Genomic DNA, 18,190 nt, shown 5'->3' with positions numbered 1-18,190 from the left:
AAAACAGGCCGGGGAAACAAGCCGGAAGAGATTCCGGCAGAACAGGTACAGAGTTTAAAGGAGAGGCCTGCAGAATATGGAACAGGTAACAATCAGGGACATTGCCCGCAAATGTAAGGTAGGCGTGAGTACCGTATCGAGAGCGATGAACAATCATCCGGACATCAATCCGGAAACAAAAGAGATGATTTTAAAGGTGATTGCCGAATCGAATTACGTACCGAACAACAGTGCCAGAAACCTGAAGCGGTCGAATGCGAAAGCGATTGCCATTCTGGTAAAAGGCATGGACAACATGTTCTTCAACAACATGATCAGTGTGATTGAAGAGGTTGTGCGAAAAAAGAAATACGCCTGCATTATTGAGCGAGTAGAGGAAAAGGCAAATGAGGTAGACTCCGCGATCGAGATCGTCAAAGAAAAACGACTGCGCGGCATCATTTTCCTGGGCGGAAACTTTACGCATCCGCATGAGAAAATGGCGCAGATCCCGGTTCCGTACGTGATCAGTACAATCGGGGCGGTTTCAGACGGAGGAAAACCGTGCGCGAGCGTATCGGTCGATGACTACAGGGAAAGCTATAAGATGGTAGATTATCTCTGTGGTCTCGGGCACCGGCGCATTGCCATCATTACCGCCTGCGAGGACGACATCAGTATCGGACGGCTCCGTCTGAATGCGTACCGCCAGGCTTTACTGGATCATGGGATACCTTATGACCCTGATCTGGTATTTCATATGACGAAGGACGATACGTATTCTTTCGCCACAGGGTACAAGATAACAAAAGAAATTCTGGAAAAAAAGACGGAGTTTTCCGCACTGTATGCCACCGCGGATACGCTGGCAATCGGTGCGTGCCGTGCCTTAAAAGAGGCAGGGCTTACCGTGCCGGATGACATTTCCGTCGCCGGATTTGACGGAATTGATGCAGGAGAGTATTATATACCCAGCATCACAACGATCCGTCAGCCGGTGGAGCAGCTTGCCGCAGAGACGGCGAAGATGCTGTTTTCCTTAATTTCAGGAAAAGAAGAACCCTGCAGCAAAGTATACGATGGGGAACTCGTCGTAAGGGAATCTACGAAGTCGCGGATCGCGCAGCAGTAAAATATTTGCTGTTTCGCTGCCCCCAAAAGTGATTCAGAAGTGAACCGTCCCATTCAGGGAAAAGCTTTGAATGGAACTGCGAAAGCTGCCAATTGCAGGAAATCCGGAATGGCAGCGCAACTAAATGACACTGTGGGAATTTATCCACAGCAATACGAGGAGAAAAAAATGGAAGAAAGAATTCAGGCAATCTTAAAAGAGCGTTTTGGAAGAGATCTGGACAACTGCACAAAGAGCGAAATCTTTGAAGCCCTGATGGTTATCACCAAACAGGAGATGGCAGGTCGCAAAAGAAACACCGGAAGTAAGAAGCTGTATTATATTTCAGCAGAGTTTCTGATCGGAAAACTGCTGTCCAATAACCTGATTAACCTTGGCATGTACGAGGAAGTTGAAAAAGCACTTGCAGCTCACGGAAGAGAGCTGACCGAGATCGAGGAGATGGAAATGGAGCCGTCCCTTGGAAACGGAGGTCTCGGCCGTCTGGCAGCATGCTTCCTTGATTCTATCGCAACGCTTGGCCTGCCGGGAGACGGTATCGGCCTTAATTATCACTTCGGTCTGTTCCGCCAGCTTCTGGTCGACCACAAACAGAAAGAAGTGAAAAATCCATGGATCACAAATGAGAGCTGGCTCGTCAGACAGCCGGTATCCTTTGCAGTTCCGTATAAAAACTTCACGATGCATTCTACCCTGTATGATATCGACGTACCGGGTTACAACAATGGCTGTAACCGTCTGCATCTGTTCGATGTAGATACGGTAGACGAGAGTATCGTTCCATCAGACAGCATCAACTTTGACAAGCATCAGATCCAGAAAAACCTGACACTGTTCCTCTACCCGGATGACAGCGACCGTGCCGGACAGCTGCTTCGTATCTACCAGCAGTATTTCATGGTCAGCAACGGCGCACAGTTCATCCTGATGGAGTGCGAGCAGAAGGGCTACGATCTGCATAAGCTGTATGATCACGTTGTGATCCAGATCAACGATACTCATCCGTCCATGGTCATTCCGGAGCTGATCCGTCTGCTGCAGGAGAGAGGCTTTACCATGCAGGAAGCCATCGATGTTGTAAGCAAGACCTGTGCTTACACCAACCACACCATCCTGGCAGAGGCACTGGAAAAATGGCCGATCGATTACCTCGAGGAGGTTGTTCCGCACCTGATGCCGATTATCCACGAGCTGGACGCACAGGCAAAGAAGAAATACAAAGATGAGAAAGTAGCGATCATCGACAAGGATCAGCGCGTCCATATGGCACACATGGATATCCACTACGGATTTTCTGTTAACGGCGTTGCAGCACTGCACACCGAGATCCTGAAAAACTCCGAGCTGAAACCGTTCTACGATATTTATCCGGAGAAATTCAACAACAAGACAAACGGAATCACTTTCCGCCGCTGGCTGCTGCACTGCAACCGTGAACTGGCACAGTATATTGAGAGCCTGATCGGACCGGGATTCAAAAAAGATGCCGACGAGCTGGAAAAACTGCTTAAATACAAAGACAACAAGAAGGTTCTTGCAAAACTTGAGGAGATCAAACACAACCGTAAACTGGATCTCAAACAGTTCCTGTATGAGACACAGAATATCGCGCTGGATGAAAATTCCATCATCGACGTACAGGTAAAACGTCTTCATGAGTACAAACGCCAGCAGATGAACGCCCTGTACGCTATTTACAAATACATGGATATCAAGAGCGGCAACAAGCCGAAAACCCCGATCACCATGGTATTCGGTGCAAAGGCTGCACCGGCTTATATCATCGCAAAAGATATCATCCATCTGATCCTGTGCCTGCAGGAGCTGATTGATAACGATCCTGAGGTAAGCCCGTACTTCAAAGTGATTATGCTTGAGAACTACAACGTATCAAAAGCTGCAAAGGTGATCCCGGCAGCAGATATCTCCGAGCAGATCTCCCTGGCATCCAAAGAGGCTTCCGGAACCGGAAACATGAAATTCATGCTGAACGGTGCCCTGACGCTTGGAACAGAAGACGGTGCAAACGTTGAGATTGGCGATCTTGTCGGAAAAGAGAACATCTACATCTTCGGAAAGAAACCGCAGGATGTCATCGACCTGTACGCAGATGCTGCTTACTGCTCAAAAGACATCTATGACGAAGATCCGGAGATTGCAAAGCTGGTTGATTTCATCGTCAGCGATGAGCTTCTTGCTATCGGCGACAAGGTTTGCCTGGAGAGACTCTACAAAGAGATCCTGAACAAAGACTGGTTCATGACGCTGCTCGACCTGAAAGAGTACATCAAGACAAAAGAAAGAGTATACAAAGACTACGAGAATAAAGATGCATGGAACAAGAAGTGCCTGATCAACATCGCAAAAGCAGGCTTCTTCTCCTCCGACCGTACCATTGCACAGTACAACGAGGATATCTGGCATCTGGCATAAGTGCAGAACATGCATACAAAACGCCGCCGCAGACGATTCGGTTCGTCCGCGGCGGCGCTTTTTAATGCAATTTTTATGAAAGATTCAGCCGTCTGCTTAAGATATAGCGGCAGATCAGGAACAGAACAATGCAGAGCACCACGGTGATGATAAGTGTGGAAACCGAGGATGTGGTAACCACAGCAGTCGGTGTGGAGTCCTGGAAAACACGGACGATGCTGATTCCGCCGAAGATCTGGATCACGGTAGTCATGCCGATGTAAGAGAGGACAGCCGTCAGAATTTTGTGGCTGGATACCAGGCTTCCGATGCTGATGGCGGCATAGAACAGAAGAATGCCAAAGAACAGCGAAGCGAAGAAGCCAACGATGGAAAACAGTGCCATACCGATGTGGTTCGTGATGCCGATCAGGGAAAAAGCAGCATCGGCAACACCGGTAATCTGTGCCCAGAGATAGGACAGAAAATCGGAAAAGGTCATGGTCTTGTTGTAAAAAAGCAGGGTGTTTGCGGTAAAATACCGGATTGCGGACGGCAGAAGCAAAAAAGCGAAGGAAGCGAGAACGGAAAGTGCGTTTAAGATGCTCCATGCGCCGAAAACCAGCATTTTGGAGAGAATATGATCCGTTGCCGATACCGGAAGGACGTTGGTCAGATACCCTTCGTCGGTAAAAAGATTTTTATAGTAGCGCTGGATCATCAGCACCTGTGTCATGACGGATGCGGCGATCACAATCAAAACGTATGCAAACAGATAGAGGACGATCAGCAGATCCGGCAGCTCAGAAATCTGGGAAAAGAGGAATCCGAAGCCTCCGAGAGCGCCCATGAAAATGGCGGCACCGTTCAGCAGCGCCATGTTTTTCCAGCATGCTTTCCACTCATGTTTCAGACATTTTTTTAACATTTGAATACCTCCCTGAAATAAGAATCAATCGATTCACCCTCCTGCATCCGGATATCCTCAACCGAGGCGTGCAGTTTTAACTGGCCCTCCTGGATAAAGATGACCTCATCAAGAATATTTTCGACATCGGAAATCAGATGTGTTGAGATGAGGATGGATGCGTCTGGTTCGTAGTTGTTTAAAATCGTAGATAAAATGTAATCGCGTGCTGCCGGATCGACGCCTGCAATCGGCTCGTCGAGGCAGTAGAGCTTTGCGCGGCGGCTCATCGTGAGGATGAGCTGGACTTTCTCTTTCGTTCCCTTCGACATCGTTTTCAAACGGTCCTTCGGGCTGATTTTTAAGGATTCCAGCATGGCATTGGCGCGGGACATGTCAAAGTCCTCAAAGAAATCGCTGTAATACGTTAAAAGATCCGAGACGCGCATCCAGCTGCCGAGATACATTTTATCCGGCAGATAGGAGACGATCCGTTTTGTCTCAATACCGGGATGATTTCCGGCGATGAGGACTTCACCCTCACTCGGGGTCAGCAGTCCGTTCAGCAGCTTTAAGAGCGTCGTCTTTCCGCTTCCGTTGGGCCCCAGCAGTCCGATAATTTTCCCGGAATCCAGGGAAAGGTTGAGATGATCGAGCGCGGTGTGGTTTCCGAAGCGCTTCGTCAGGTCTTTACACGTTACAAGTTCACTCATGATTTTCTTCCTCCTCAATCGTTTCGGCAAGTAGCTGCCGGATTTCCTCCGGGGTTATGCCGAGCTGTTTCATGTGGGCAACAAAAGCAGATACTTCTGCGGCGGCAAGTTCTTTTTTCATCTGATGAATCAACTCCTTATCTTCGGTAATAAAGCGTCCGCTGGTCCGCTGGGAATAGATCAGTCCGCTGCGTTCCAGTTCGGAAAGCGCTTTCTGCATTGTGTTCGGGTTGACGGCGGCCTCCTGCGCGAGATCGCGGACGGACGGAAGTTTATCGCCCGGCTGATAGCGCCCGGTGATGATGTCCATCTGTACCCGCTCGATGATCTGCAGATAGATCGGCCGCGAGGAATCAAGATTCCATGGCATATGGCATTCACTCCTTTTGTACTGTTGTATTAATTTGATAGTACAATCATACAATCGGTTTATGGATTTGTCAAGAAAATTAAGAAAAAATTTTAGATTTAGAGGTTAAATTGTGGTAAACTAAGCGTAAGTGCGGCACATTAGTATTAGAAGAAAAACCGCAGAAATAGTTCCGTCTAAAAAGATGGATGAAGGGAGAAATATGGCAGAAATTAAACTGAAAAAAAGAGAAGAGATGGATCCGGCGTACTGCTGGGATCTTTCGAGTTTGTTTGGTAGTGATGAAGAATTTGAGAAAACAGAGCAGGAGCTTGCGAAGAAAATAGAAGCGTTCCGCGCAAAACAGGGAACAATGAAAGAGAGTGCAGAAGCGCTGTATGACGTTCTTTCCGGTCTGGATGACATCAGCCGCGTCTTTTCCAGCCTGTATGTCTATGCAAGCCAGAAATATCACCAGGATATGGGAAATCAGAAGTATCAGGGCTATGCCGGAAAGATGGACAGCATGATGGCTGTTCTTGCGGATGCCTCTTCTTTCGTAGAGCCGGAGATCCTGGAGCTTGACGAGGAGACGGTTACAGAATTTGAAAAAGCATATGAGCCGCTCCGTCTGTACGATCGCATATTAAAAGAAAATTTCCGCAAGAAAGAGCACATTCTCTCGCCGGAGATGGAGGCGGTTCTTGCAAAAGCCGGAGAGATGGCATCCAGCCCGGATCAGATTTTTTCGGCATTTTCGAACGCAGACCTCAGATTCCAGCCGGTCACGGATGAAGAGGAAAATCAGGTTCCACTGAGCCACGGCACCTTCGTCGGATTTTTACAGTCGAAGGACCGCCGGGTCAGAAAAGAAGCGTTTGAGAAGTATTATGCGGAGTATGAAAAACACAAAAACATGCTCGCCGCAACGTTCGGTGCCAATCTGAAACAGGCCGCATTCTTTGCAGATGTAAGAAAATATCCATCTGCACTGGCTGCATCGCTGGATGGCGGAAATATCCCGGTTTCGGTTTACGACAAGCTGCTCGAGGCGATTCATGCAAAAATGCCGGCGATGTACCGCTACGTGGCACTGCGTAAAAAGCTGCTCGGTGTGGATGAACTTCATATGTATGATGTTTACGTTTCTCTGACGAAAGAGTACGAGCAGAAATATACGTATGAGCAGGCGATCGAGATCGTGAAGAAAGCGCTTGCCGTGCTCGGGGATGATTATGTGGCACTGCTGGACAAGGGCTTTTCGGAGCGCTGGGTGGATGTTTATGAGAACGAAGGAAAAAAGAGCGGTGCTTACTCCTGGGGTTCTTACGATTCCCATCCGTATGTGCTGATGAGCTTTAACGGAAATATCGATTCGGTCTTCACACTGGCGCATGAGATGGGCCATTCGCTGCATTCCTGGTATTCGAACCATACGCAGCCGTTTACGTATGCGGAGTACCGCCTCTTTGTCGCTGAGGTGGCATCAACCTGCAACGAGGCACTGCTGATCCGCTATCTGCTGAAGCATGCGAAAGAAAAAGAGGAGAAGATTTTCCTGCTGAATTATTTCCTGGATCAGTTTAAGGGAACGGTGTTCCGCCAGACGATGTTTGCGGAGTTTGAGAAGCGGATTCATGAGAAGATGGCAGAGGAAGGCACGCTGACGGCGGACGGTATTTCGGAGCTGTATCTGTCGATCAACAAGGAGTATTTCGGACCGGATATGATTTCGGATCCGCAGATCGCGCTGGAATGGGCGAGAATTCCGCATTTTTATACACCGTTCTATGTATATCAGTATGCAACGGGATTTTCGGCGGCGATTGCGATCAGCAGCAAGATCCTGGCAGGGGAGCCGGGTATCGTGGAGAAGTACAAACAGTTCTTAAGCGGCGGCTGCTCGATGGATCCGATTGACCTTTTGAAGATCTGCGGCGTCGATATGACGAAGCCGGAGCCGGTGGAAGAGGCGCTGGATGTGTTTGCTTCTTATGTGGAGGAGCTGACCGCGGAAGCGTAAGCACAGGTTTTAAAGTTGCATAAATTTGATGGGAAATATGTGTGAAAAATATACAAAATTTGGCGCGTTTTTCCCTTGAAAAAGTTTTTGGATATGTTACAATATTATTACAGAGTAAAAATGGATGAGCTGGAAATTGAAAAATATTTGCGATTAAGAGGGAGAATTTCCGTATTTCTGTCGAATGCGGAAGATTAAACGTAAATTTTTCGGAATGCGGCTTTGCTCCTGTAAAAATGGGGAGCGGGCCGCGGCCGGCTATGAAAGAAATATTACTGTTCATTCAGCAGTGAACTGTAACAAAAACAGACGGATAGCAGATGAAGTAAGGGTGAGAGTATGAATTTATATGAGGCTATTTTTGTTAGAAAATCAGTAAGGAATTATTGTTTTGATACGCTTCCGCCGCAGACTTTGGATAAGATTTGGGAGCATTATAAGGAGATGCCGGCACTGTTTTCGGGCATCGGTGTGGATATGGCGATTCTGGACAACAGAAAAGGGCAGGAGAGAATGCTCAGTATGTTCAGTGTGAAGGCGCCGTATTATATGGCTTTTTATTCGGAGGAGTCAGAACGATATCTGATGAACGTGGGTTATATTATGGAACAGATGGTGCTGTATCTGTGCAGTATCGGACTGGGAACCTGCTTTATCGGAAGTAATCGTGTGAAAAAGGCGGAGCTTGAGAAGAACGGAAAGCGGCTGGTGGGGATCGTCGCTTTTGGTAAGAGTCATGGTTCGCATACGAGACGGCAAAGTGAAGCAAAGAGACTGCCGCTGGAGGATCTTTGTGTGTTCAAAGAGGTGCCGCGGCAGTGGATGACGCAGATGCTGGAAGCGGCGAGACTGTCGCCATCCAGTATGAACAGCCAGCCGTGGAGATTTGTGGTGTATGATAACAGAATTCATATTTTCTCGAAGAAGCACAGTGTGGAGAAGCTTCGGAAGTGGGATGAGGTGAATTTCGGGATTATGTTTGCAAATATGATGGTGGCAGCAGAGGAGCTGTGGCTGGATGTTGACCTGATCAGACTCGGGGATATTTCGCAGAAAAACTTCTCAAATAATCAGTATGTGCTGAGCGCGATTCTGAAGGCTTAGGGGAGAAAGGACGGACGACCTCGGACGACCTCGTGCGGCTTCGTACCTGCGATGCAGGTACGAAGCCACGCGAGGTCTGACGGTGGGGACGGTGGTAAAGCGGCTGGATCCGCCAGAAGGGCGAAAATTGGGTGAATCGTAGATGTTTTTTGATTTTTTTGAAAAAAATTGAAAATAAGTGTTGACAAATGAGGGAAGTTCCTGTATAGTATCATTTGTAAGGTGCAGCGAGCACTTAACAAGATAAAAAATGAAAAATGCGCGAGTGGCTCAGGGGTGGAGTACAACCTTGCCAAGGTTGGGGTCGCGGGTTCGAATCCCGTCTCGCGCTCTACTGGAAACCGGAATGTGTAAGCATTCCGGTTTTTGCGTTGTGGAAAAATAGATGAAAAAGAAATCTTATTTTTAAAACTTAAGAATATTGCATTTTAAATTTTCATATGCTATAATGCCGATAGGCAATGAAATGAATGGCTTGCAAAGTCAACAAAAGCCCCACGAGCTGCAACTCGTGGGGCTTTCTGTGCCTTTTGGGCAAGGCGGCTTAAACCTTAGGCTGGCTGCCAGTTATTTCTTACCGTCCAGCCATTTGCAGATATAGTAGGCTACTATACTTGCCATAACGGAAAGAAAAAATGAAATGAATAGTTCTTGCACTGTCAACCCTCCCTTCTCTGCCTGTCTGGGAGTGGCAACGTTCATTAGTATAACATACAATTCTTATTTCTAAAATAAAAAAATTCCCTGTTTTTATAAAAATTCAAGGCTTCGAAAAAAAGTTCTTGCCCGGTAGTTACTACCGTACGGTATGCTAAGGATAACAAAGCAAATCAGCGAAAGGGGAATGTAGTATGAACATTACGATGGAGAATTTTAAAACCGCAAAGTATGATGTGTTTTCTATTTTTGATGACCGCTGGGGTTTGTGTACTGCGGGTACGCCAAGGGAGTATAATACGATGACGATCGGATGGGGTACGATGGGGACGATCTGGGGACCGCCAAAGAAAGGAAAGCAGATCATTACCGTATTTATCCGGGAAAGCCGCCGGACGCATCAGATTCTGCAGAAGGAAGACGAGTTTACGGTCTGCTTTTTTCCAGAGAAATATCGGAAGGATCTTGGAATCCTGGGATCAAAATCGGGAAATGATGTGCCGGATAAGATCAGTCTGACCAGTCTGACACCGAAGATGCTGGGAAATGCGGTTGGATTTGAAGAGGCAGAGCTGACCTTTGTCTGCAAAAAAATCTATGCGGTCAGAATGGAGAAAGAAGATCTGCCGGAATTTACGCGCGATACTTTATATAAAGATGGCGATCTCCATTATCTGTATATGGGCGAGATTGAAGATGTCTTTGGCATGATTGAGGAATGAAACAGGAAAATTGGCGTGATGTATCAGTATTTCTTATCACAATCTTGTATATACTGCACCGGGCAGAAAGGCATCAGACTGCGTGAAATGCGGAAAATGTGAGAAAGTATGTCTGCAGCACCTGCAGATCAGAAACCTGCTGGAGGATGTGGTGAAAGAGTTTGAAGCGGAGCGTGCTTGAAAAAATTTCCGAAATTTACAAAAAGTACATCTGATCAGGGAGTAACCTGATCAGATGTACTTTTTTGTACGCAGTATATCAGAGTTTGATCCAAGGGGACCATTCTGCTGCAGAATAATTGGATTAATAGTTGGCTTTATAAGAATTTCTCTTTTCCGCCGTTACGCGGTGCATCCGCTCTGCCATTACAACCATCAGAATCAAAATGGCCATCAGGAATACCGGATACAGTCCGAAGGAAATATGCTGGCCGAGAACACCGAAAACCGGCGGCATCAGGCAGGTTCCGACGTAAGCAAAGGCCATCTGGATGCCGATGATTCCCTGGCTTAAGTCGGCACCGAAGTTTGCCGGTGTCTCGTGAATGATGGAAGGATAAATCGGCGCACAGCCAAGTCCGATCAGGATCAGGCCGATAAAAAGAAGGGAATCGCCAAACGGCAGCAGCATCAGAACCGCACCAACGGCGATGAAAAACTGTCCCAGACGAATCATATTCTGATCGTTCAGCTTCATGGTAACGAAACCGCAGATAAAACGTCCGATGGTAATACCAATGTAAAACAGGCTGGCCCAGCTTGCGGCACGCTGTGCATCAATACCGCGGAACAGCGTACAATAACTTGCAGCCCACATGCCAGCAGTAGATTCCACTGCACAGTAACAGAAAAAGCAGATCAGCACCTCTTTGACACCAGGAACACGGATCAGACTGGAAAAACTCCGCTCCGCCGGAACAGAGGTATCCTCTTCGGCAGCTCCGGCAGGTTTCTGCCAAAGAGGAAGGCTTAAGAACAAAACCAATGTCAGCACAATCTGGAAAATGGAAATGATGAGATATCCTTTGTTCCAGTTCAGGTGACTGATTGCCCAGCTCATCACAACAGGGCCGGTACTGCAGCCAACACCCCACATGCAGTGCAGCCAGCTCATATGGCGCGCCTTATAATGAAGCGCAACGTAGTTATTCAAAGCGGCATCGACGCTTCCGGCGCCGAGACCGTAGGGAATTCCCCAGAGGCACAGGGCCCAGAAAGAATGGCTGATGGAAAAACCAAACAGTGCCACAGCGGTTGTCAGAACACTGACAGCGGTGACCTTTCCGGTGCCAAACCGTGTGTTCAGCCGGTCACTGTTCAGACTGGAAACAATTGTTCCGGCAGAGATAATCATGGAAATGATACCGGCTGCGGAAACGGAAGTTCCAAGTTCCTGGTACATGACCGGCCACGCAGAGCCAAGCAGGGAATCCGGCAGTCCAAGACTGATGAATGCCAGATAAATGACAGGCAGCAAAAGTGAAACCATAGTAAAACCCTCCTAATAAAAAAATCATCGTAAGAAATCAGAAAAAAGAAAAGATATGCTTATTTCGGATTTCTGCAGATAGCAAGCAGGTACAGAAAATTTTCGTTAAGTTTAACGCAGAACCTCTGTACGCAATAATTTCAAGGTATCATACTTGAAAAAAAGAATCAATACTTTCTTTTCAGAAAACAAAAAAGCGATATAGTAGAAGAAAGAAAATTCTTTCCCAAAAGCAAAGCGTGTTTGAAAAACATTTCTGCAGTTTGCAAAAAGCCTTTTTCAAATATGCTTCAGGAAAGAAATAAAAAACGAAACAAATAAAACGAGAGGGAGACATATGGAAACAAGAGTACTTCGCTATTTTCTTGCCGTAGCACGGGAAGAAAACATCAGCCGTGCGGCAGAGGTCCTGCATATCACGCAGCCAACCCTAAGCCGTCAGCTGTCCCAGATGGAAGAAGAACTGGGGGTAATCCTGTTTGAACGGGGAACTAGGAGAATCCGGCTGACAGATGCGGGGGTCCTGCTGCGCCGCAGGGCAGAAGAAATTATCGGGCTGATTGATAAGACAGAAAAAGAACTGGCAGAGCAGGAAGCACTGATCGACGGACGTGTGACAATCGGATGCGGAGAGACAAGGTCTGTGAATGTTCTGGCAGATCTGATCGAAACTTTCAGCCAAAAATATCTGAACGTGACGTTCGATCTGGTGACGGGAACCGCAGATGTATTGAAGGAGCAGATGGATCGTGGTCTGATGGATGTTGCACTGCTTCTGGAGCCGGTTGATGTGGGAAAATATGAGTTTGTGCGTCTGAAAGAAGGGGAGCGGCAGCAGGTGCTGATGCGTCCGGATGATCCGCTGGCACAAAAAGAAGTCGTACATCCGGAAGATTTAAAAGATCTTCCGCTGATTCTGCCAAGAAGACAGGATGTGCAAAATGAAATTACCAACTGGTTCGGAGCATATTATCAGAAGCTGAACATCCGATTTACCTGTAATATGCCGACAAATGGAGCAAAAATGGTTCGGAAGGGACTCGGTTATCTGATTACGGTGCAGGGCGTTTCCGAGCTATGGAAGGAAGAAGAGATTGTCGGACGATTCTTAGATCCGCCGATCATCTGCCGCAGTGTGTTTACCTGGAAAAGGGAACAGCCATTCAGCCTTGCTGCGACGAAGTTTATCGATCATATCCGGGAAAATTTGTGAAAACAGCCAGAAAATGATTTATTAATGTAAGTTATTTTTGTAATCTAATTTATTAGAAAAACTTTACAATCCGGGAAAAATCGTGTTACACTATAACAGGACAGAGCGTATGTGTAAAGAAAAACTGTGGAAACAGGGCAACCGCCCGAATTGCATATGCGTTTCGTATGATAAGGGAGAAAAAATACAAAAGAGAGGTAAACGACAAATGGGAGGCTTTTTTGGAGTTGCATCAAGAAAAGACTGTACACTGGAACTGTTTTATGGAGTAGACTATCACTCACATCTCGGAACAAGAAGAGGCGGTATGGCGACATACGGAGCAAATGGCTTTTCACGTGCTATCCACAACATTGAAAATTCACCGTTCCGTACAAAATTTGAGCGTGATGTGGAAGAAATGGAGGGAAACCTCGGCATTGGCTGCATTTCCGACTATGAACCGCAGCCGCTTTTGATCCAGTCACACCTTGGAAGCTTTGCGATTACCACGGTTGGAAAAATCAACAACATGGATCAGCTTTTAAAAGAGGTTTACGGCAACGGCCGCACCCATTTCCAGGAGATGAGCACCGGTCAGATCAATGCGACCGAACTTGCGGCATCTCTGATCTGCAGTGAAAAGACAATTCCGGAGGGCATCCGCCATCTGCAGGATGTTGTTGACGGTTCCATGACCCTGCTGCTTTTGACAAAAGACGGCATCTACGCTGCGCGCGATAAAAAAGGCCGCACCCCGCTTGTTATTGGCAAGAAAGAGGGAGCGTACTGTGCATCCTTTGAAAATTTTGCATATCTGAACCTGGGTTACACGGATTACCATGAACTCGGACCGGGTGAGATTGACTTTATTACGCCGGAGAGCGTCGAGATGCTCGTGCCGCCGCAGGAGGAGATGAAGATCTGTTCCTTCCTGTGGGTTTACTATGGTTACCCGACTGCGTCCTATGAGGGGATCAATGTAGAGGAGATGCGGTATCACTGCGGTGCCATGCTTGCCAAACGTGATGCGGGAAGCAATGTCCACCCGGATCTCATTGCAGGCGTGCCGGATTCCGGAATTGCCCATGCAATCGGCTATGCGAATGAGTCCAAAGTTCCGTTTGCAAGACCATTCATCAAATATACCCCGACCTGGCCACGCTCCTTTATGCCGACAAATCAGGAACAGAGAAATCTGATTGCCCGAATGAAGCTGATCCCGGTGCAGGCACTGATCGATCAGAAAAAACTGCTGCTGATCGACGACTCCATCGTGCGCGGTACGCAGCTCCGTGAGACAACGGAATTTTTATATCAGAGTGGTGCAAAAGAAGTTCATGTCCGCCCGGCGTGCCCGCCGCTGTTGTATGGCTGCAAATTCCTGAATTTCTCCCGCTCCAAATCCGAGCTGGATCTGATCACCAGACGGATTATTCTGGAAAAAGAGGGAGAAAACGCAGAGAAAGTACTGGAAGAGTATGCAGATCCGACCAGCGACCGCTACGAGTCCATGTGCCAGGAAATCTGCCGCCGTCAGAATTTCACCAGCCTCAGATATCACCGTCTGGACGATCTGGTAGAGTCGATCGGACTGCCGAAATGCAAAATGTGTACCTATTGCTTTGACGGAAAAGAATAAACAGGTTATAATGGTTTTTAAACAGGCCAGCTGACAGAAAAATAAGAGTCTGTCGGCTGGCTTTTTTCTGTAGGAAAAAGAAGAAAAATATATTGGAGGCTTACCTATGGGGATTAGTATTCTGATTGTAGATGATGATAAGCTTCTGGTGGAAAAGCTGGAAGAAACCGTCAACTGGAGCGGAATTGGAATTGATATGGTATTTACGGCAAACAACATCCGCCAGGCGCAGAAGCTGCTGGAAGAGTATCCGATTGAAATGTTGCTGTGTGATATTGATATGCCGCAGGGCAACGGGCTGGAGCTTCTGGAATGGATCCGGTACAAAAAGCTGGATATTGAATGTACCTTCCTGAGCAGCTATGCAAATTTCGCGTATGCGCAGATGGCGCTGAAGCTGTCATCAAGGGAATATCTGTTAAAACCGATTTCCAATGTGGATCTGGAAACAGCGCTGCGCAGAATTGTCGGGATTGTGCAGGAAAAACATCAAAAACAGAAGAAACAGGAGAAAAAAGGAGAGAATGAAAAGCAATTCTGGGAGGATCTTCTGGTTCAGTGTCTGCAGGAGGAGTATTGGATTGAAAGGGCAAAAAAGAGAGGGTATTGTACTCCGGATGAGACCTTCCGTCTGATTCTGCTGCGTGTACTGGAGATTCCGGATAAGGAACATTATAAAAAAGAGATCAGCTTATATAATTTTGTGATTACAAATGTTCTGACGGAATATGTGGAAACAACAGAAATGCAACTGGAAACCGTGGTACATGTCAGTGATCTGGAATGGGCAGTTGTGTTGCGAAATCACGGAAGTGCGATGGGAACGCAGGAGGAACTGGCAGGACTGCGGACCTGTCTGGCGGGCGCATTTCCGGCAAGATTCTGTATGTATATGGGAAAATCGGTGGTACTGGATGAGATTCCAAAGAGCCGCGATCAGCTCGAAGAGATGGAAAAGTATGTAGTGCCGGACGAAACAGGAATTCTGTATGAGACACGCTGGTCCTTTGTAGAGCGCGATTATCAGGAAGTGCCGTGGAAAACGTATCTGGCTGAGATGGAGCGATCCGATTCCCTTGCGGCTGTGCGGGAAAAGCTGCAGGAATATCTGAAAAAGCGTGAGAAAAGCGGCGGTCTGCGAAAAGATTTCACAAGTCGTTTTTTTGAAGAAATGATACAGAATATATATGTTTATTTAAAAGAGAGCAATATTGTTTTCGGACAGATTTTTGACAGTGAAGAGTATGAAACGAAACGGAGAGAGGCGGTTCTCTCTGTGGTAGGTGCCCATGCGTTCATCGATTATCTGTTTGATGTGCTGGAAGGTCAGAAAAAGAACGAATCCCGCAGTGACAATGTGGTGGAGCAGCTAAAAGACTATATCGAACAGAATCTGAACGAGGATCTTTCAAGATCCGTGCTTGCAGGAAAAGTGTTCCTCTCAGAGGACTACGTTTCCAAAATTTTTATGAAAACAACGGGAATGTCGCTTCCGAATTATATTGCTGAGCGGCGCATTGAGCGGGCAAAGGAGTATTTGCGCAGTTCATCGCTTCCGATTAGCAAAATTGCGATGGAAGTCGGCTATGGAAATTTTTCTTATTTCAGTAAAACGTTCCGGGAGCTGGTCGGATGTACACCAAATGAGTACCGGAGCAGACAAAAATAACAAAAAAACGATGTCAATAACAAAAAAACGTTCTGATTAAAAAAGAGATGTGAAAAGACATCTCTTTTTTAATATACAGACTGCCGGAAAATGATAGAAAAACGCCCCTCTTTTTTGTATAATATGTTCATCGGTTGAAACGAGAGCATGAAAAAGAAAAATTGTAACGATTCAGAGCCATGCGAAATGGAAGAAAAATCGAGATGGGACTCTGAACAGTTACGAAAAATTTAAAGGAAAGAAGGGATGATATGTGAGCGCCAACCATAGTAAAACCAAAAAGAAAAGCTCCATAGGATTTGTAGAGGAAGTGAGAAGAAGCAGGCCATTATATTTACTGATGCTTCCTTCCATCATCATTTTTGCACTGTTTACGTACTATCCGATGTACGGAATTGTGATTGCATTTAAAAACTTTACACCTGCGGAAGGAATTATGGGAAGCAGCTGGGCTGGACTGAAATACTTCAAACAGTACTTTAACTCCTATCAGTTCGGTCTGACCATTAAAAACACAATTATCATCAGTCTTTACACCATCGCGGTAACATTCCCGCTTCCGGTTATCATGGGACTGCTGGTTAACCAGATGAAGGCACAGAAGTTTAAAAAATTCTTCCAGGTATCAACCTACCTGCCGCACTTCATCTCCACCGTTGTTATGGCCGGAATGCTGATCCTGTTTCTTTCTCCAAGTACAGGTATTATCGCAAAGCTGGTCGGACTGCTTGGATTCAAGCTCCCGAACCTGATGGGAAGTGCAAAAGCATTCCCGCACATTTATGTATGGTCTGAGGCATGGCAGCATGTAGGATGGGACAGTATCCTCTATATCGCAACGCTTTCCTCTGTAGACCCGAGCCTGTATGAAGCGGCAACGATGGACGGTGCCAACAAATGGCACAAAATGATCCACATCGACGTTCCGGCTCTGCTGCCGACGGCAACCATCATGTTTATCATGAGAATGGGAAGCGTTATGAGCATTGGATTTGAGAAGGTTTACCTGCTGCAGAATACACTGAACAGTACTTCGAGTGAGATCATTTCCACCTATGTGTATAAGATGGGTCTTGTGAGCAGCCAGTACAGCCTTTCCGCTGCAATTGGCCTGTTCAACAACATTATCAACCTGATTCTTCTTCTGGCGGTCAACTTCATTTCCAGTAAAATGAGTGATACCTCACTGATCTGACAGAATTTTGAGCCTACATAGGAATGGAGAGCAAAAATATGAGTAAAGCAAAAGCAGTATCAACAAATAAAGTAAAGAAATCCAGAGAAGACTGGATTTTCGATATCATCCTGTATACGATCGGCGTGCTTCTGATCATCATCACCCTGTATCCGATGTACTTCATCATCATTGCATCGTTCAGTGATCCGGCAGCCGTATCCAACGGACAGATTATGTTCCTTCCAAAAGGAGTTAACTTCAAAGGCTACAAACAGCTGGCGAGCTACGCAAAGCTGTGGACCGGCTACCGCAATACGATTGCTTACGTAATTATGGGAACGCTTGTGACACTCGTTGTCAATATTCCGGCTTCCTACGCGCTTTCCAGAAAGCATTTGTATGGAAAAAGATTTTTTACAGCATTTTATCTGATCCCGATGTTCTTCACCGGCGGTCTGATCCCGACCTACCTGGCAGTACAGAGATTTCATCTGCTGGATACCTTCTGGGTTATGGTTGTTCCGTTCTCCGTTGTAACGTATTACATCATCGTAGGACGAACGTTCTTCAACAACAGTATCCCGGAGGATCTCTGGGAGGCGGCGCAGCTGGATGGATGTGGATACCTTGGATTCTTCTTCAAGATTGTGCTTCCGCTTTCCAAAGCCGTTATCGCTGTTATTGCCCTGTGGGCAGCAGTAGGACAGTGGAACTCCTACTTTAATGCATTGATTTATATCCGAAGCGAAAGTCTGCAGCCGCTGCAGATTGTCCTTCGAAGCATTCTGGTCGGCAATCAGACCATGAGTGCCATGAGTACCGGCGCTGCAGCCGTTGAGGCAAAGCAGATGGCCGATCTTATCAAATACGCGATCATCGTGGTTTCCTCCGCGCCGATCATGTGTATGTACCCGTTAGTGCAGAAATACTTCAATCAGGGTGTTATGCTCGGATCCCTGAAAGGCTGATCCTGCGGACAGGAGAGAAGTATTGCAAATAAAAAAATCATAAAGGAGAGATGAT

14 protein-coding genes and 1 tRNA gene are annotated in these 18,190 nt (G+C 46.8%); 11 read left to right on the top strand and 4 right to left on the bottom strand.

The window, feature by feature from the left end; all coding sequences use genetic code 11:
* Window positions 1-76 precede the first annotated feature (76 nt).
* Window positions 77-1,111 (top strand): LacI family DNA-binding transcriptional regulator, encoded by a 1,035-nt coding sequence (locus tag DWZ44_RS09125; RefSeq protein WP_117802081.1) that lies wholly within the window; start codon window positions 77-79, stop codon window positions 1,109-1,111.
* Between the two features lie 168 nt (window positions 1,112-1,279).
* The gene (locus DWZ44_RS09120) at window positions 1,280-3,544 is read left to right on the top strand and encodes a glycogen/starch/alpha-glucan phosphorylase (RefSeq protein WP_055227980.1); all 2,265 of its coding nucleotides are present in this window, start codon (window positions 1,280-1,282) and stop codon (window positions 3,542-3,544) included.
* A gap of 73 nt (window positions 3,545-3,617) precedes the next feature.
* Here the strand turns inward: DWZ44_RS09120 and DWZ44_RS09115 are convergent, their stop codons facing one another.
* Genes DWZ44_RS09115 through DWZ44_RS09105 form a run of 3 tightly spaced genes read right to left on the bottom strand, consistent with a single transcriptional unit; the run spans window position 3,618 to window position 5,513 of the window.
* Window positions 3,618-4,451, bottom strand: coding sequence for a hypothetical protein (locus DWZ44_RS09115; protein WP_117804706.1), 834 nt, complete (start codon window positions 4,449-4,451; stop codon window positions 3,618-3,620).
* On the bottom strand, window positions 4,445-5,143 hold the full coding sequence (locus tag DWZ44_RS09110) for an ATP-binding cassette domain-containing protein (protein ID WP_055227982.1): 699 nt from the start codon (window positions 5,141-5,143) through the stop codon (window positions 4,445-4,447). Before DWZ44_RS09110 ends, DWZ44_RS09115 begins: the two co-directional genes overlap by 7 nt.
* Entirely contained in the window at window positions 5,136-5,513 is a 378-nt protein-coding gene (locus DWZ44_RS09105; protein WP_022462266.1) for a GntR family transcriptional regulator, read from the bottom strand. Before DWZ44_RS09105 ends, DWZ44_RS09110 begins: the two co-directional genes overlap by 8 nt.
* A 202-nt stretch (window positions 5,514-5,715) precedes the next feature.
* On the opposite strand from DWZ44_RS09105, the gene pepF reads away from it, so the two are divergent.
* The 4 genes from pepF (at window position 5,716) to DWZ44_RS09080 (ending at window position 9,998) form a co-directional block, all read left to right on the top strand.
* On the top strand, window positions 5,716-7,515 hold the full coding sequence (pepF, locus tag DWZ44_RS09100) for an oligoendopeptidase F (RefSeq protein ID WP_243002045.1): 1,800 nt from the start codon (window positions 5,716-5,718) through the stop codon (window positions 7,513-7,515).
* A 339-nt stretch (window positions 7,516-7,854) separates the two neighbouring features.
* Complete coding sequence (locus DWZ44_RS09095; RefSeq protein ID WP_022462268.1) at window positions 7,855-8,619, top strand: nitroreductase family protein; 765 nt, start codon at window positions 7,855-7,857, stop codon at window positions 8,617-8,619.
* 259 nt (window positions 8,620-8,878) lie between these two features.
* Window positions 8,879-8,950, top strand: a tRNA-Gly gene (locus DWZ44_RS09090).
* A gap of 520 nt (window positions 8,951-9,470) precedes the next feature.
* Window positions 9,471-9,998 (top strand): flavin reductase, encoded by a 528-nt coding sequence (locus tag DWZ44_RS09080; protein ID WP_117509337.1) that lies wholly within the window; start codon window positions 9,471-9,473, stop codon window positions 9,996-9,998.
* A gap of 304 nt (window positions 9,999-10,302) precedes the next feature.
* Here DWZ44_RS09080 and DWZ44_RS09070 read toward each other — a convergent pair whose 3' ends face one another.
* Window positions 10,303-11,487, bottom strand: a complete 1,185-nt coding sequence (locus DWZ44_RS09070; RefSeq protein WP_055227985.1) for an MFS transporter — start codon at window positions 11,485-11,487, stop codon at window positions 10,303-10,305.
* Window positions 11,488-11,824: 337 nt separating this feature from the next.
* On the opposite strand from DWZ44_RS09070, the gene DWZ44_RS09065 reads away from it, so the two are divergent.
* The 5 genes from DWZ44_RS09065 (at window position 11,825) to DWZ44_RS09045 (ending at window position 18,135) form a co-directional block, all read left to right on the top strand.
* Window positions 11,825-12,700, top strand: coding sequence for a LysR family transcriptional regulator (locus tag DWZ44_RS09065; protein WP_117804704.1), 876 nt, complete (start codon window positions 11,825-11,827; stop codon window positions 12,698-12,700).
* A 208-nt stretch (window positions 12,701-12,908) separates the two neighbouring features.
* Entirely contained in the window at window positions 12,909-14,321 is a 1,413-nt protein-coding gene (locus tag DWZ44_RS09060) for an amidophosphoribosyltransferase (protein ID WP_055227987.1), read from the top strand.
* A gap of 106 nt (window positions 14,322-14,427) precedes the next feature.
* The gene (locus tag DWZ44_RS09055; protein WP_117804703.1) at window positions 14,428-15,990 is read left to right on the top strand and encodes a response regulator transcription factor; all 1,563 of its coding nucleotides are present in this window, start codon (window positions 14,428-14,430) and stop codon (window positions 15,988-15,990) included.
* A 253-nt stretch (window positions 15,991-16,243) separates the two neighbouring features.
* Complete coding sequence (locus DWZ44_RS09050; RefSeq protein WP_243002044.1) at window positions 16,244-17,185, top strand: ABC transporter permease; 942 nt, start codon at window positions 16,244-16,246, stop codon at window positions 17,183-17,185.
* A 38-nt stretch (window positions 17,186-17,223) separates the two neighbouring features.
* Window positions 17,224-18,135 carry a carbohydrate ABC transporter permease gene (locus DWZ44_RS09045; protein ID WP_117804701.1) on the top strand — a complete coding sequence of 304 codons (912 nt, stop codon included), beginning with the start codon at window positions 17,224-17,226 and terminating at the stop codon, window positions 18,133-18,135.
* The last annotated feature ends 55 nt before the right edge of the window (window positions 18,136-18,190 follow it).

Source organism: Blautia sp. AF32-4BH (assembly GCF_003460565.1).
GTDB classification, from domain to species: domain Bacteria; phylum Bacillota; class Clostridia; order Lachnospirales; family Lachnospiraceae; genus Fusicatenibacter; species Fusicatenibacter saccharivorans.
Note: the sequence above shows the minus strand (reverse complement) of the source record. Positions and strands in the feature narration are given on the sequence as shown.

Coding starts and splice junctions, on each gene's coding strand:
- DWZ44_RS09125 (WP_117802081.1), top strand. CDS start 77: ATGGAACAGGTAACAATCAGGGACATTGCCCGCAAATGTAAGGTAGGC.
- DWZ44_RS09120 (WP_055227980.1), top strand. CDS start 1,280: ATGGAAGAAAGAATTCAGGCAATCTTAAAAGAGCGTTTTGGAAGAGAT.
- DWZ44_RS09115 (WP_117804706.1), bottom strand. CDS start 4,451: ATGTTAAAAAAATGTCTGAAACATGAGTGGAAAGCATGCTGGAAAAAC.
- DWZ44_RS09110 (WP_055227982.1), bottom strand. CDS start 5,143: ATGAGTGAACTTGTAACGTGTAAAGACCTGACGAAGCGCTTCGGAAAC.
- DWZ44_RS09105 (WP_022462266.1), bottom strand. CDS start 5,513: ATGCCATGGAATCTTGATTCCTCGCGGCCGATCTATCTGCAGATCATC.
- pepF (WP_243002045.1), top strand. CDS start 5,716: ATGGCAGAAATTAAACTGAAAAAAAGAGAAGAGATGGATCCGGCGTAC.
- DWZ44_RS09095 (WP_022462268.1), top strand. CDS start 7,855: ATGAATTTATATGAGGCTATTTTTGTTAGAAAATCAGTAAGGAATTAT.
- DWZ44_RS09080 (WP_117509337.1), top strand. CDS start 9,471: ATGAACATTACGATGGAGAATTTTAAAACCGCAAAGTATGATGTGTTT.
- DWZ44_RS09070 (WP_055227985.1), bottom strand. CDS start 11,487: ATGGTTTCACTTTTGCTGCCTGTCATTTATCTGGCATTCATCAGTCTT.
- DWZ44_RS09065 (WP_117804704.1), top strand. CDS start 11,825: ATGGAAACAAGAGTACTTCGCTATTTTCTTGCCGTAGCACGGGAAGAA.
- DWZ44_RS09060 (WP_055227987.1), top strand. CDS start 12,909: ATGGGAGGCTTTTTTGGAGTTGCATCAAGAAAAGACTGTACACTGGAA.
- DWZ44_RS09055 (WP_117804703.1), top strand. CDS start 14,428: ATGGGGATTAGTATTCTGATTGTAGATGATGATAAGCTTCTGGTGGAA.
- DWZ44_RS09045 (WP_117804701.1), top strand. CDS start 17,224: ATGAGTAAAGCAAAAGCAGTATCAACAAATAAAGTAAAGAAATCCAGA.